Here is a 15808-nt window from a genome sequence, read left to right as displayed (position 1 = left end):
TTGTTATTCCTGATAGCAACACAAAATTGTAAATTGCTTAATTGCGTTGAGAAATACATTATTTTCTCTGTCAATTCCGTATGTCAAATCTCCCCCAGCCCCTTTTTTCTAAAGAGGGGAGTATCTTCTTTAATACGATTTCTTCGCCAAAATCGACCGCACTTTTTCCAGATCCTCGGCTGTATCTACGCCCACAGCCGGCACTTCTTTGGCGAGCTCTACATGAATTTTTTCGCCGTTCCAAAGCACGCGTAGCTGTTCCAGTTTTTCGATGTGTTCTAATGCGGTCGGTTGCCATTGCACATATTGTTTAATGAAACCGGCGCGGTAAGCATAAATGCCGATGTGGCGTAGGTATTGTGTGTTCAGTTGCAATTTTGCTACGTCATCCATTTGCGCAAATTGATCGCGATCCCAAGGAATCACTGCGCGGGAGAAATAAAGTACATAGCCGTCTTTGTCCGTTAGCACTTTCACCACGTTGGGATTAAATAATTCCTCTGGCTCGTCGATATTGACCGCAAGGCTTGCCATGTTGACAGGGTATTTGGCGAGATTTTCTGCCACTTGTTTGACGATCACCGGCGGAATAAGCGGTTCATCGCCTTGAATGTTCACAATGATTTCGTTGTCGGGAATCGCTAGTTTTTCCACCACTTCAGCCAAGCGTTCTGTGCCGGAGTTGTGGCTTTCTGCCGTCATGCACACTTCCGCACCAAAGTTTTTAGCCGCGGTTGCCACTTGTTCATTGTCAGTGGCAATAATAATTCGGCTAGCACCGGATTGTTTGGCTTGTTCAAAAACATGTTGAATCATCGGTTTGCCGGCAATGTCTGCTAACGGTTTGCCCGGCAGACGGCTGGAGGCATAACGGGCGGGAATGATTACGGTGAATTGGGTCATGTTATTGTTCCTCTGATTGGCTTAATGTTTCTGCCTGTTCTGCTAATAATATCGGAATACCGTTTTTGATCGGGTAGGCAAGCTTTTCAATGCGGCAAATTAAACGTTGATGTTGCTCATCGTATTCCAAATGTCCATGGCAAGTTGGGCAAGCCACGATATCCAATAATTGTTTGTTCATGGTGTTTTATTTTGATTTTTGACCGCACTTTTGCACGATTTTTTGAATCAATAGCTGTGTTTTATCCCCTTGGATTTCCGTGGTTACCGGCACATACCACCAATTTTCTCGCGCAAAGGCGAGACACTTCACCGCATCTTTTTCGGTCATGAAGAGCGGTTGATTTTTATCGAATTTATCAAACAAAGACGCGGTAAAAGCCTGATGATCTTGGAAGGCTTGGGTTTCGCTTAATGTGATTCCCTGTTGTTCTAACATTGCAAAAAAACGTGGTGGATTGCCGATACCGGCAATAGCCGTAGCGTGGTTAAATTCATTTAACGGGCGTTGCGCTTTGGTCACTAAATTGACGGCGTATTGTGGTTTTAAGAGCATCACCACATCGCTGTATTGATTTTCTGCGCCGTTAGTAATAATGAAATCGACGGTATGTAAACGACTTGGCAACTCGCGTAGCGGGCCTGCCGGCAATAAGAAACCGTTGCCTAAACCACGTTGAGCATCCATGATCACGATTTCAATATCACGCTGTAATTTGTAATGTTGTAAGCCGTCATCGCTGATGATGACATCACAAGGCGCATGTTGTAATAGACATTCGATGGCTTGTTGACGATTAGGTGAAATGCAAACCGGGGCTTGGGTCCGTGTGGCAATTAAAACCGGCTCATCACCGGCTTGCACCGGATCACTGCTCGGCGTGACCAACAAAGGATAGGTTTTCGTTTGGCTACCATAACCTCTGGAAATCACCCCAACATTCAGATCGCACTTGCGGAGTTCTTCGACTAACCAAATCACCGCAGGTGTTTTTCCGTTTCCGCCCACAGACAAATTACCAACGACCACAACGGGAACCGGTGCGCGATAAGATGTTAAGACATGAAAGCGAAAGAGCGCTCGACGAAGAGTACTAATCAGCCAAAATAACAAGGAGAAAGGGCAGAGTAGCCATGTGATCCACGAACGGGAATACCAAAACTGCATACTTTCTCCTTAGGTTAATTATTGACTGAACTGCATGCCGTGTAATTGTTTATACGCACCGCCTTGTGCCAATAGGGCTTGGTGATTGCCGCGTTCTTTAATTTGTCCGTTTTCAATGACAAGAATTTCGTCCGCTTTTTCAATGGTGGATAAACGATGCGCGATCACCAAAACGGTACGATCTTTTTGAATTTCTTCCAATGCGGCTTGAATCGCACGCTCAGATTCCGTATCTAAAGCGGAGGTCGCTTCATCTAAAATTAACACCGGTGAATTCCGTAATAACGCACGAGCAATGGCTAAACGTTGACGTTGACCGCCGGATAAGCTGGCGCCATTTTCGCCGATAACGGTATCCAAACCATGTTCTAAATGTTCGATAAATTCCATGGCGTGAGCCGCTTTTGCTGCGTTGATGATTTCTTCACGGCTATATTTATCTTTCGCTGCATAAGCGATGTTATTGGCGATGGTATCGTTGAATAAGTGCACTTGTTGTGAGACAACGGCGCAATTTTCGCGTAAATCCGATAGGCGATAATCTTGAATATTCACACCGTCTAACAAAATTTCACCTTGGGTAACATCATAGAAACGGGTGACTAAATTCGCGATGGTAGATTTACCGGAACCGGAACGCCCCACTAATGCCACCGTTTTGCCATGAGGAATCTGGAAGGAAATATTATCCAAGGCAAGTTCTTCTTTTCCTTCATAGTGAAAGGTAACATTTTTAAATTCAAGGTCGCCTTTCACATTGTCCGCTTTATGCGTGCCGGTATCTTTTTCCGTTTCCATATCCAAAATGCCGAACAAGGTTTGACAGGCTGCCATACCGCGTTGGAATTGGGCGTTGACGTTCGTTAAGGATTTTAACGGACGCATTAAGGCAAGCATGGAAGAGAAAACAACGGTAAATGTCCCCGCACTTAAGTTTTGATCCATGATGGAAGGGAAACTTGCGAGGTATAACACGGCGGCAAGGGCAAAAGAGGCAATGATTTGCACCACAGGATCGGCAATGGCATCTGCTGCAGTCATTTTCATGCCTTTACGGCGCATATCATTGCTGACGTGACTGAAACGTTCTTCTTCAATAATTTGGCCACCGAAAGACAGTACCACTTTATGTCCTTTTAACATTTGTTCTGCCGTTGAGGTTAAATCCCCCATGGAGTTTTGCATGTTACGGCTTAAATTGCGGAATTTTTTAGAAACCATGCTGATCAAGATACCGATGATTGGCCCGATAACAAAAAGCACCAAAGAGAGTTGCCAGCTGGTGTAAAGCATCACGCAAAGGAGAGAGATTAAATAAGCCCCCTCACGCACGATGGTAATTAATGATCCGGAAGAGGCACTGGCGATCATTTCGGAGTCATAAGTGATGCGGGAAAGGAGTTTTCCGGCAGCGTTTTTATCAAAAAAACTGACCGGCATAAACATTAAATGTTTGAATAAACGGCGACGCATGGTCATCACCACTTTACCGGAAACCCAAGCCAAGCAATAGTTGGAAATAAAGCTGGACACGCCGCGTAAGATAATGATTAACACAACAAAGACAGACATGTATTTCAGAAATGATGCGTCTGCTTTACCAAAACCCTCATCCAATAAGGGTTTGAGTAGGAAAATTAAGCCGGAGTCGGTTAGGGCGTTGAGAATTAAGGCAACAGCGGAAACAATCAAACCGGCTTTATACGGACTAATCATTGGCCACAGACGCTTGAAGGTTTGCATAGTAGAAAGATCTTGATCTTGCATAATAATTTCTGTCTTTGGGTCAAAAATAATGGCGCATTGTACCTTTATTTGCCCTTCAAGCCAATTAATCTGCGATACCATGGCGAAAATTCCGCCCGAGCAGTTTGAATTTCTATTTTATTTTCATGAAATAACAAACTGATTTGACCTGTTTCTGCCGTATTGTAACTTTGCGTACCTTGCTGTTTTAGCCTTGCCATAACCTCCTTGTTTGGAAAGTGCCAGGGATTCCAACGTCCACTGGAAATCAGCGCAATATCGGGCTGAGTATGGCGCACCAATGCCTCTCCTGTCGAAGTTTTACTGCCGTGATGTCCCACTTGTAGCACGTGGATTTTATTCAGTTTCGGCAGAATTTTGTATTCCACGCTGAGATCCGCATCACCTGTCAGTAAAATATTGTGTTTGCCGTCCGTTAACAACAGTGTGCAGGAATCTGGATTTTCCGCACGTGGCACGATGTTGTCGGGGGAGAGCACAGTAAAATATAATCCTTGCCATGTCCATTGTTTACCGGCAAGACAAAAAGTGCGGTCGTTTTCTTCCGTGTTTTTTTCGCCATAGCGTTTTTGCGAAGCGGTGGTCAGTTGAATGTCGGGATAAGCGGCTAACATCGCACGGGCACCGCCCGAATGATCGTTGTCATCATGACTTAAAATCAACCATTCCAGCTGAATGCCTTGTCGCTGTAAATAAGGCAGAATTTCTAACTGCGCCATACTGCCGCTTTCCCAACTTGAGCCGGTGTCGTATAGCATGCCTTTGCCATCTTTCACGATCAATGTCGCTAGCCCCTGCCCCACATCTAAAGTATCTAACTGCCATTTGGGGTGAGTAAGATAAGCATGCACCAAGGCAATGCCACAAAAAGCAATCAATCCGCCACCTAAGCCATAAATTGTCTTTTGTAAGGGAAAACTTAAGGTGCGTTCAGCAGCGAGGTGAAATCCTTTTAAACGAGTGAGTTTTGCTAATTCCAATGTAGAAGAAAGGGGTTTCTGTGGTTTATAAACGTAATGAAGAAAGCCTAAAAACAGGCAGGTTAAAACAAGCGTAATCCATAAACTGTGGGGAATAGAAATAGCCAGCCAATGATCCTGCAACGGGGCTAAAAGTGCGGTGATTTTTTCTGCCAGATTATTGGCAAGCCTCCATGTGCTCCAACTGCCTTGGGTGAGTACGGCAAACAGCACCAATGGCACGAGAATGAAGCTATAAAGTGGCACGGCAATAAGATTAGCAATAAAACTGTTTAAGGAAATGCCGTTGAAAAAGAATAATTGAATGGGCGTGAATAACCAAAGCAAACCGAGTTGCAAATGAAATAAACCGAAAACGTACCGCACTTTTTCCCAATGAGTGTGAGTAAGTGGCTTGCCGCGCCAGTGTAATAAGGACAGTGGAAAACATTGATACCAAATAATCAAACAGGTGACCGCGCCGACAGATAGCCAAAAACTGGTGGAAAGCAACATGAGCGGATCGATAAAAATCAACAGCGCGACGACGCGCAATAACAGTTGCCACACCGTCCAATGTAGTCTTAAATGCTGAATAGCGTAGAGTAAAGCAAGGGCAATCATGGCACGTAACGTAGGAATGGCAAGCCCTGCAAGTTGACTATAAAGCAGGGCTAAAATCATGCCGCAGAAAATCGGAAAGGTTGGGGTGATGCAATGGGTTGGAAAGGTAAATTGGAGTAAACGGGCTAAGGCAAAGCCTAACATCATCGCCAGTCCAATATGTAACCCAGAAATAGCGATTAAATGTGCTGTATTGGTTTTTTGATAAATTTGCCATGTGGCGTTTTCGAGCCAAGCCCTTTCGCCAAAACCAAGCGCCAATAGTAACCCTTGTTGAGAGAGATTTTCTGTTTGTTGTCTTGCCTGATGTAATGTCGTTTGTCGCCATGAAAAAACGTGATCTATTTTGACCGCACTTTTCACTTCTGCCCACGCAGTGATGCGTTTACTGAAGTACCATTGTTGGCGATCAAACCCGTCTTTATTGAGCCGTGAGGAAATAGGGCGAAGGCGTAAATCTCCCACATAACGTTCGCCAATATTCACGTTTTGTTTAAGTTTCCAATTGGCGTAAAGACGTTGTTCCGGCTGATTATCCGCAAGTTTCGCACGGATGACTAAGGTTTGATATTGTTGCTGATGCAGGATCTCTTCCACGGTAAATTCGGTATGAATGGTTTTCGGCAAACGGGCAATGTCATCCGCTTGTGTTAGCAACTGTATTGCTGGCTGATGCACATAAGCCAGATTGAGCGTGAACAAAAGCAGCCAAAGAAGCGAGTATTTCGTTTTATGACAGGATAAACGTCGGGCAAGCAAAATGAGCGGACATAAAAGAAGGAATAAATAAAGTGCTGTTTGCCAAGAGACTAAAAACCTATCGGGTAAAAACAGCAAGGTGATGCCGCTTAACATCAAACTTCCAGCAAATTTATCTAACGAAACGCCCACATTTTCTACCGCACTTTTATTCCATGGCAGGGACTATGAAAGAATTTCGAGGGAGGGAAAATGAGTCTTCAAAAATATTGGAATCTAAATCACAAAAATAAAAAAAATCCTTAGAAAACTGAATGGATATGCAAATATTATTTGATAAATAGGGTGAGTTCTGCTATTTATACGCCTTCAAAATTTGGGTCCATTTTTTAATCGGTTTTACTTTTGGAGTAGTAATCATATTAAGCGACACTGATTGTGGGCTTAACACTATGAAATGGATGAATTTTTTATTAGGAGATACACATGAGTAAAGCGTCTTTAAGTTTATTGGCTTTAGCTGGCGTTGAGCCTTATAAAGAGAAGAAAGGTGAAGAATACATGAATGAGCATCAAGTGCTACATTTCAAAAAAATTCTTCAAGCCTGGCATGATCAAATTAGAGATGAAGCTTCTCGGACCGTTGCTCATATGCAAGATGAAGCGGCTAACTTCCCGGATCCGGCTGACCGCGCAACACAAGAAGAAGAGTTTAGCTTGGAATTACGTGCTCGCGATCGTGAACGTAAATTAATGAAGAAAATCGAAAATACATTGAAAAAATTGGATACAGACGATTTCGGCTATTGTGATTCTTGTGGCGTAGAAATCGGGATTAAACGTTTAGAAGCGCGTCCGACAGCAGATTTGTGTATCGACTGCAAAACATTAGCGGAAATTCGCGAAAAACAAATGGTCGGTTAATTCGACTCAAAACAGATAAAAGTGCGGTCAAAAAACACCTTATTTTTCGACCGCACTTTCACATTATTTTTCTGATAAACGGAGATGTCTTATCTTTACCTATATTAAAAATCTTTTGAGCAAGAAAATCAAAAAACATCCTGCTGCTCAAAATGACATTAAAGCCTCACCTAAAAGACCCTCTATCACAGTGACTGAACCTGTAAAAAACAAGGCTCAGGGTTCATCCCACAATAAAAGAAACACACCTAAAAAAGATTTCAGACATAGCATTAAGGCATCCATGCATGGTATTACACCGCGTATGTTTAATCGTAATGCATTGACTGTGGTGGAAAAATTGCAACGTCAAGGGTATGAAGCCTATGTGGTCGGCGGTTGTTTGCGTGACTTATTGCTCGGTAAAAAACCAAAAGATTTTGATGTGGCGACCAATGCCCGTCCGGAACAAATTCAAGCGGTTTTTCAACGTCAATGCCGTTTGGTTGGGCGACGTTTCCGTTTGGCGCACGTGATGTTTGGTCGTGAAATTATTGAAGTGGCGACGTTTCGCGCCGGCCATGCGGAGCATCATAATGAAAAGCTTGCTAAGCAAAGTGAAGAGGGCATGCTGTTGCGCGATAACGTGTACGGCACCTTGGAACAAGATGCGGAACGCCGTGATTTCAGTGTCAATGCGCTGTATTACAATCCACAAGATAACACGTTGAAAGATTATTTTAACGGTATTGAAGATTTAAAAAACGGTAAATTACGTTTAATCGGCGATCCCGTTACTCGTTATCAGGAAGATCCGGTACGCATGTTGCGCTCCATTCGCTTTATGGCGAAATTAGAGATGTTCTTGGATAAACCGAGTGAAGCGCCAATTAAATCCCTTGCGCATTTACTCAAAAATATTCCACCGGCACGTTTATTTGAAGAAAGCTTGAAGTTATTACAAAGCGGGCATGGCGTAAAAACATACCATTTATTGCGTCAATATGGCTTGTTTGAACAGCTTTTCCCGTTGTTGCCAACGTATTTCACTGAGCGTGAAGACAGCATGGCAGAAAAAATGATTTTGCGTGCGTTGACTTCCACCGATGAACGCATGGTAGATAAATTACCGATTAATCCGGCGTTCTTATTTGCCGCATTCTTCTGGTATCCGTTACGTGAAAGAGTCGAAATTCTGAAAAATGAAGGTGGCTTAAATAACAATGATGCCTATGCTTTGGCCTCTAACGATTTGTTGGATGTGTTATGTAATGCATTAGCGGTGCCACGTCGTCATACCACGGTGATTCGCGATATTTGGTCGTTACAGTTGCAGTTCTTAAAACGCACGCCGAAATCTGTGCAGCGAGCTATCGAACAATCAAAATTCCGTGCGGGCTTTGATTTATTGGTGATGCGTGCGGAAATTGAGGGCGGTGAAGCCGTTGAATTGGCGGCATGGTGGCATGAATATCAATTTAGCAACGAAAGCCAACGACAAGATTTGGTGAAAGATCTGCCGAGTCAACCGAAAAAACGCAAATATCATCGTCGTAAACGACATCATCCTGCGAAAAAGGCCAGCTATGGATAAGGTGTACATTGCCTTAGGAAGTAACCTCGCCGATCCTCAGACGCAACTGATTTCTGCATTGCAGGCGATGAATGAATTGTCTGACTCAAAATTAGTGGCGGTGAGTTCTTTTTATCAAAGCAAGCCTCTTGGGCCACAAGATCAGCCGGATTATGTGAATGCTGTGGCTTGTTTGGAAACCGCACTTGCGCCTCTTGCATTGTTGGATGAATTGCAACGCATTGAACATGAACAAGGTCGTGTGCGTCTGCGTCGCTGGGGAGAACGGACATTGGATTTGGATATTTTGCTGTATTCTAATCAGATTATTCAGTCGGAACGCCTGACAGTGCCGCATTACGATATGCACCAACGTGAATTTGTGATTATTCCGTTGGCAGAAATTGCGCCTCATCTTTCGTTGCCAAATGGGCAATCAATTCAAACGCTTGTGCAGAAATTTGCCGATCATCAAATGATGATTATGAAGCACAAAAATGAAATTCACCTCAAAAACTGACCGCACTTTTCCCTTTAAATAAAAGGCGATTGGCGCCAAAAGAACGGATGAGTTAATTCAATTATTTCGGTAAATAAAAAAGGCTTTCATCATGAAAGCCTTTTTCTTTTGCACGAAAGTGCGGTGTGTTTTTCAAGCGTTTTATTGTGTTGCTTGAATTGCTGTTAATGCAATGGTGTACACGATGTCATCGACCAACGCACCACGGGATAAGTCGTTCACCGGTTTGCGCATACCTTGAAGCATCGGGCCGATAGAAACAAGGTCGGCAGAACGTTGAACTGCTTTATAAGTGGTGTTACCGGTATTCAAATCCGGGAAGACGAATACGGTAGCTTGACCGGCAACCGGAGAATTTGGCGCTTTAGAGCGAGCCACATCTTCCATAACCGCTGCATCGTATTGTAATGGACCGTCGATGAGTAAATCAGGGCGTTTTTCTTTCGCAATACGAGTCGCTTCTTTCACTTTTTCAACGTCTGCACCGCTACCGGAAGAGCCGGTAGAGTAGGAGATCATCGCCACTTTCGGTTCGATACCGAAGGATTTCGCCGATTCGGCAGATTGAATCGCAATTTCCGCAAGTTGTTCTGCGGTCGGATCCGGGTTCACTGCGCAGTCACCGTAAACCAACACTTGATCCGGTAATAACATGAAGAAGATGGAAGAGATAATGGAGCTACCCGGTGCGGTTTTGATAATTTGCATCGGTGGGCGAATAGTGTTCGCTGTGGTGTGAACTGCGCCGGATACCAAGCCGTCCACTTCGTTGGCTTCTAACATCATGGTACCAAGTACAACATTGTCTTCCAATTGTTCACGCGCCATGGTTTCTGTCATGCCTTTGGCTTTACGTAATTCCACTAAACGCGCGACATAGTTCTCACGTACGCTTGCCGGGTCAACAACAGTGATGCCTTTGACTAATTTTACACCTTGAGATTCAGCAACGCGTTTTACTTCTTCAGGGTTGGCTAACAAGATACATTCTGCGATACCGCGTTCGGCACATAAGATTGCCGCTTTGATTGTACGTGGTTCATCCCCTTCCGGTAAGACGATACGTTTATTCGCCGCACGGGCTAATTCCGTTAATTGGAAGCGGAATGCTGGTGGAGATAGACGACGTAAACGGCTTGAAGCTTCAACTAATCCGTTAACGAAGGCGGCATCTAATTTTTCGCTGGTGTAGCGTTTGATGTTTTCAATGCGCTCTTTATCGTCAACCGGTACTTCAAGATTAAAGTTTTGTAGGCTTAAAGCCGTTTGCCAGGTGTTACCTTCAATACGGAAAACCGGCAATTTTTTGTTTTCAAAAACATGCTGACAAAGTTTGTTGATTTGTGGATCTAATTTGTAACCGCCGGTTAATAATAAACCACCGATTTCAATACCGTTGGACACCGCAAGTGCCGCGGCCACGATCACATCCGGGCGGTCAGCAGAAACCACGAGTAAGCTTCCGGCACGGAAGTGTTCCACCATATTTGGCAAGCTTCTTGCACAGAAAGTGATACCGCGAATACGACGATTTACATCGCCTTCATTAAGAATGGATGCGCCTAAATGTTTAATTAAATCAATCGCACGGGTTGCAATAAGATCAGCAGACCATGGGATACATGCCAATAAGTTGAGCTGGCTTTGTGCGAATAATTTTACCAACTCGGATTCGCTGTTGTGGCTGTGTTGGAAAGAATCGAAAATTTCGCTTAAATCTGGGCGGGTTCTGCCGGATTCATCTACTGGCGCATTGAATTTGTTCACGATTACGCCAAGAAGATTTTTATTGCCTTGACCACCGAATAGAGAGGCTGCTGCTTCTACACGTTCTTTTAATTGTGCCGGAGTTTCTGTGGCCGGTGCCGCAACTAATACGATTTCTGCATCAAGTGCTTGGGCGATTTCGTAGTTAATACTATTGGCGAAAGAATGTTTGCGGGTTGGAATCAAGCCTTCCACAATGACAATTTCATTGTTTTTAGCAAGACGTTGATGATTTTCAACGATTTTTTCTAATAAAACATCAGATTGATTTTGACCGATCAGCGATTCTGCCACGCTTAGCATAAACGGCTCAGCCGTTTCTAAAGCGGTGCTGGTGCGTACGATAGAGGTTGTGCGGTCGATAATATCTTCACCGGTATTTGGTTGAGAAATAGGTTTCATGAAACCGACTTTGGCACCTTTTTGTTCAAGTGCGTTGATTAAACCAAGACTTACGCTGGTTAAACCCACGCCGGTACTAATCGGAATTAAAATAATAGTACGAGACATAATTTACCTTCGATTGGAATAGAGGATTAAAAAGAAACTGCCGAATAAATCGGCAGTTTATAGATTACGTTTTAGATGCAAAGACGAGCGGTGTCTTGTGCGATCACTAATTCTTCATTGGTTGGAATTACCATGGCGATTGGTGTGTTATCAGCGGTAATCACGCCTTCGTTACCAAAACGGGCAGCCATGTTTTTCTCATTATCCAATTTATAACCGAATAATTTTAAGTGCGCTAAGGTGAGTTCGCGTACGTGCGCAGAGTTTTCACCAATACCACCGGTAAAGACGATGGCATCCAAACGCTCGCCGATAACGGCCATGTAAGAACCGATGTATTTCGCTAAACGGTAGCAATAAACGTCTAATGCGCGTTTTGCTGGGATTTCTTTATCGTAGTTGTCTTCGGCATAACGGCAGTCGCTAGTGACTTCGGTTAAACCAAGCAAACCGGATTTTTTCGTTAAGGTGGTGTTGATTTCTTCAACGGACATGCCGAGGGTGTCGTGCATGTAGAAAACGATAGCCGGGTCGATGTCACCACAACGGGTGCCCATGACTAAACCTTCTAACGGGGTTAAACCCATAGAGGTATCGATACATTCGCCATGACGAATTGCGGATACGGAACCACCGTTACCTAAATGGCAAGTGATCACGTTTACTTTGTCTTCTGCGACGCCTAAACGTTTTGCTGCTTCACGGCTGACATAATAGTGGCTTGTACCGTGTGCGCCGTAGCGACGAACACCGTGATCGCGATATAAAGAGTAAGGTAATGCGTATAAGTACGCCTCTTCCGGCATGGTTTGATGGAACGCAGTATCAAATACCACCACGTTTTTCTCTTTCAAATGCGGGAAGAGTTTGAATGCTTCTTTGATACCGATTAAGTGTGCAGGGTTGTGCAATGGTGCAAATTGAATTGCATCTTCAATGCCTTTAACCACTTCATCAGTAACGATAACAGAGGATGTGAATTTTTCGCCGCCGTGTACGATACGGTGACCGATAGCAACAACGCCTTTTTGTAATTCAGGATCAAGCGAGAAAATGTTATTAACAACAAAATTTAACGCTTCGGCGTGAGCGGCGCCGGCACCTAAATCAGCCTGTCCTTTTTCGCCGTGTAATTTCCATTTAATACGGGCTTCAGGTAAGTAAAACGCTTCGGCTAAGCCGGACAATTTTTCTTCGCCGGTGGCAGGATTCAAAATAGAAAATTTTAATGAAGAGCTACCACAATTGAGGATTAGGACTAATTTTTCAGACATAAGCGACCTATACTGGTTTGAGTTAAACAAAATTCGTTCAAATATTGAACGAATAATAGAAAATTAAACTGCCATAGGATACACCTTTCACTCTTTAAAATAAATTCTCAACGACAAAAAATGCGACTTGCATCAAAAAATTTAGCAAATTTTTTACATTTGGTAAGTGATTCATTTTCCGCGAAAAAAGAGACTACCAAAGAAGAGGTGGTTATATAGAAAATTAAAAAATAGCTCGGTTTATGTTATGTTGAGCAACCTTCATTCGGATTAAAACTAAGGATAAGCATGGGATGGGTTTTTATCGCACATTAAAAGTAGGGCAACAATATTTAAATAGTTGGCCTTTAGAACTAAAGTTAGGCGCTATTTTTCCCGAAAATCGCATTATTAAAGCAACCTTATTTGCTCAGAAAATGATGCCGTTTCTCGCGGTATTATTTGTGGTGTGGCAGCAAATTTATGCGCATGGCGACAATATGGCGCTTGCTGTTGCGGTGTTAAGTGCTTTATTTGCGTTATGCTTGCCTTTACAAGGCTTTTATTGGTTGGGCAAACGTGCACAAACGCCATTATCACCTCAAAGTGCGGTCGGTTTTCAACGCGTTTTTGAAAAATTGAGAGAGACGCAGGATACCTTACCTTCTTTCCCCGATAAGCTCACTTATTTGGATTTAGCAAAGCTACTGAATCTTGCTCATAAAAAATTACCCCGTGATTTTTGGCAGGAGCTTTAACCCACCGATTTTTTCTATATTCCCAAACATAACAATGGTATAGTGACGCCCCTTTGCTTCTTTGTGCAAAAGGGCGTTTTTTAGTGCGTAAATTTTTGCGCAAACGTTTTCGTTTTTTGCTAGAATAGCGCCCGTTGTAAATAGAAGTGTCTTTTTCAACACTTTAGAGATGATTTGATGATTGATTACATTATTATCGGCATTATTGTTTTTTCCGTTATTGTCAGCTTATTACGCGGTTTCGTCCGCGAAGTCATGTCACTAGCCAGTTGGATTGTGGCATTTTTTATTGCAAGCAATTTTTATGTGTATTTGGCGGGTTTGTTAACCTCCATTGAATCCCTGTATATCCGCAATGGTGTTGCCATTGCTATCTTATTTATTGCCTCATTGATTGTTGGCGCTATCGTGAATTATGTGTTAGGTCAGCTGGTGGACCGCACCGGCTTAAGCGGGACGGATCGAGTACTTGGTGCTTGCTTCGGGCTATTACGTGGCGTGCTCATTGTGGCGGCAATTTTATTTTTCTTGGATACGTTCACCGCGTCAAATCAAAGTGATTGGTGGAAAGAGTCAAAATTAATACCGCACTTTCGTTTTGTGGTGGATTGGTTCTTCCAACAGATACAAGCAAATTCCAGTTTTTTAAATTCAACCTTGAATTTGGAGCAGGTGACTACACCTACTTCAAATCCAATCCCAACTTCAACTCAGAATCAGTAGAGGAACAACAAGCATGTGCGGTATTGTCGGTATTATCAGTCAAACCCCGGTAAATCAAGCAATTTATGATGCCTTAACCGTTTTACAGCATCGCGGACAGGATGCAGCGGGCATCGTCACCATTGATGACGAAAATCGCTTTCGTTTGCGTAAAGCGAACGGTTTGGTGAGTGATGTGTTTCAACAGGAACATATGTTGCGTTTAGCGGGCAATACCGGTATCGGCCATGTGCGTTATCCGACGGCGGGGAGTTCCAGCGTCTCGGAAGCGCAGCCGTTTTATGTGAACTCGCCTTATGGTTTAACCTTGGTGCATAACGGCAATTTAACAAACTCTGCCGAATTGAAAGAAAAACTCTTTAATCTTGCCCGCCGTCATGTGAACACCAATTCCGACTCCGAACTTTTATTGAACATTCTTGCTTATCACCTCGATCAACCACAAAAATACGCTTTAACACCGCAAGATATTTTTAATGCGGTTAAGCAAACGCATAAAGATATTCGAGGTGCTTATGCGTGTATTGCGATGATCATCGATCACGGCATGGTGGCGTTTCGCGATCCTCATGGTATTCGTCCTCTGGTGTTAGGTAAACGTGAAGAAAACGGCAAAACTGAATACATGGTGGCTTCTGAAAGCGTGGCATTAGATGTGGTTGGTTTTGAATTCATGCGTGATGTGGCACCGGGAGAAGCGATTTTTATTACCTTTGATGGTGAACTATATGCGGAACAATGTGCTGACAATCCCGTGTTAACGCCGTGTATTTTTGAATATGTCTATTTTGCCCGCCCGGATTCCTGCATTGACGGAGTTTCTGTTTACGCAGCCCGTGTGCACATGGGACAACGTTTAGGGGAAAAAATCGCCCGTGAATGGCAAGACACGGATATTGATGTTGTGATTCCGGTGCCGGAAACCTCTAATGATATTGCCTTGCGTATTGCTAATGTGTTGAACAAACCTTACCGTCAAGGATTTGTAAAAAATCGTTATGTCGGCCGCACATTCATTATGCCAGGGCAAGCGCAACGCGTGAGTTCTGTTCGTCGTAAATTGAATACCATTGCCTCTGAGTTTAAAGGTAAAAATGTGTTATTGGTGGATGACTCTATCGTGCGGGGAACTACTTCCGAACAAATCGTGGAGATGGCTCGAGCTGCCGGTGCGAAAAAAGTGTATTTTGCCTCCGCTGCACCGGAAATTCGTTATCCGAACGTGTATGGCATCGATATGCCAACGCGCAGCGAATTAATCGCCTATGAGCGTAATACTGACGAAATCGCCAAACTTATCGGCGTGGATAAATTAGTATTCCAAGACTTAGCGGACTTAACCGGCTCTGTGCAACAAGAAAACCCATCCATTAAAGCATTTGATTGTTCCGTGTTCACCGGCTGTTATGTTACCGGTGATATTACCGAAGCCTATCTGGATAACATCGCTGAACAACGTAACGATGCTGCGAAGAAAAAACGCGAAAAGGATTCTTCTAATCTTGAGATACATAACGAGAGATAGGATAGATTTTCATAATGAAAACAAACGGCGCATTAGGCGCCGTTTGTTTTATAGAGAAGACTGCAAACAAGAAATTTAATAGAAACCTCATTTACTTATGAATTTTTTTTGTGACAGGTTTGTCGTAAATCGCATAAGATAGGGTGAATACGGCAT

Annotated in this window: 13 protein-coding genes; 6 read left to right on the top strand and 7 right to left on the bottom strand. The window is 43.5% G+C overall.

Features of this window, described 5'->3' with window-relative positions; genetic code table 11:
• Positions 1–129: 129 nt before the first annotated feature.
• Genes kdsB through DK415_RS03105 form a run of 5 tightly spaced genes read right to left on the bottom strand, consistent with a single transcriptional unit; the run spans position 130 to position 6312 of the window.
• Positions 130–903, bottom strand: a complete 774-nt coding sequence (kdsB, locus tag DK415_RS03125) for a 3-deoxy-manno-octulosonate cytidylyltransferase (protein ID WP_109432421.1) — start codon at positions 901–903, stop codon at positions 130–132.
• A gap of 1 nt (position 904) precedes the next feature.
• Entirely contained in the window at positions 905–1084 is a 180-nt protein-coding gene (locus DK415_RS03120; protein WP_006717924.1) for a Trm112 family protein, read from the bottom strand.
• A 6-nt stretch (positions 1085–1090) separates the two neighbouring features.
• A complete protein-coding gene (lpxK, locus tag DK415_RS03115; RefSeq protein WP_109432420.1) occupies positions 1091–2071 on the bottom strand; it encodes a tetraacyldisaccharide 4'-kinase in 981 nt (326 codons plus the stop codon).
• An 18-nt stretch (positions 2072–2089) separates the two neighbouring features.
• Positions 2090–3838, bottom strand: a complete 1749-nt coding sequence (gene msbA, locus DK415_RS03110; protein WP_109432540.1) for a lipid A ABC transporter ATP-binding protein/permease MsbA — start codon at positions 3836–3838, stop codon at positions 2090–2092.
• Positions 3839–3882: 44 nt separating this feature from the next.
• Positions 3883–6312 carry a DNA internalization-related competence protein ComEC/Rec2 gene (locus DK415_RS03105; protein ID WP_109432419.1) on the bottom strand — a complete coding sequence of 810 codons (2430 nt, stop codon included), beginning with the start codon at positions 6310–6312 and terminating at the stop codon, positions 3883–3885.
• Positions 6313–6606: 294 nt separating this feature from the next.
• On the opposite strand from DK415_RS03105, the gene dksA reads away from it, so the two are divergent.
• The 3 genes from dksA to folK all read left to right on the top strand — a co-directional run bounded on the left by dksA (position 6607) and on the right by folK (position 9116).
• Positions 6607–7044, top strand: coding sequence for an RNA polymerase-binding protein DksA (gene dksA / locus DK415_RS03100; RefSeq protein WP_006717934.1), 438 nt, complete (start codon positions 6607–6609; stop codon positions 7042–7044).
• 115 nt (positions 7045–7159) lie between these two features.
• Positions 7160–8617: a polynucleotide adenylyltransferase PcnB gene (gene pcnB / locus DK415_RS03095; RefSeq protein ID WP_239305522.1), complete on the top strand. Its 1458-nt coding sequence runs from the start codon at positions 7160–7162 to the stop codon at positions 8615–8617.
• A complete protein-coding gene (gene folK / locus DK415_RS03090) occupies positions 8610–9116 on the top strand; it encodes a 2-amino-4-hydroxy-6-hydroxymethyldihydropteridine diphosphokinase (RefSeq protein WP_109432417.1) in 507 nt (168 codons plus the stop codon). The genes pcnB and folK overlap by 8 nt, the downstream gene beginning before the upstream one ends.
• 141 nt (positions 9117–9257) lie before the next feature.
• On the opposite strand, the gene pta is transcribed toward folK, so the two are convergent.
• Positions 9258–11393, bottom strand: a complete 2136-nt coding sequence (pta, locus tag DK415_RS03085) for a phosphate acetyltransferase (RefSeq protein WP_109432416.1) — start codon at positions 11391–11393, stop codon at positions 9258–9260.
• Positions 11394–11464: 71 nt separating this feature from the next.
• Positions 11465–12667, bottom strand: coding sequence for an acetate kinase (locus DK415_RS03080; protein ID WP_109127904.1), 1203 nt, complete (start codon positions 12665–12667; stop codon positions 11465–11467).
• A 293-nt stretch (positions 12668–12960) separates the two neighbouring features.
• Here DK415_RS03080 and yfbV point away from each other — a divergent pair, with 293 nt between their 5' ends.
• The 3 genes from yfbV (at position 12961) to purF (ending at position 15652) form a co-directional block, all read left to right on the top strand.
• Positions 12961–13404, top strand: coding sequence for a terminus macrodomain insulation protein YfbV (gene yfbV / locus DK415_RS03075; protein WP_109432415.1), 444 nt, complete (start codon positions 12961–12963; stop codon positions 13402–13404).
• Positions 13405–13581: 177 nt separating this feature from the next.
• Entirely contained in the window at positions 13582–14127 is a 546-nt protein-coding gene (locus tag DK415_RS03065; RefSeq protein ID WP_109432413.1) for a CvpA family protein, read from the top strand.
• 13 nt (positions 14128–14140) lie between these two features.
• The gene (gene purF / locus DK415_RS03060) at positions 14141–15652 is read left to right on the top strand and encodes an amidophosphoribosyltransferase (protein ID WP_109432412.1); all 1512 of its coding nucleotides are present in this window, start codon (positions 14141–14143) and stop codon (positions 15650–15652) included.
• Positions 15653–15808: the final 156 nt, after the last annotated feature.

The sequence above is a fragment of the Aggregatibacter segnis genome (assembly GCF_003130075.1).
GTDB classification, from domain to species: domain Bacteria; phylum Pseudomonadota; class Gammaproteobacteria; order Enterobacterales; family Pasteurellaceae; genus Aggregatibacter; species Aggregatibacter segnis_A.
The sequence above is the reverse complement of the archived record's forward strand: the minus strand, read 5'-3'. Positions and strand labels throughout refer to the sequence as shown.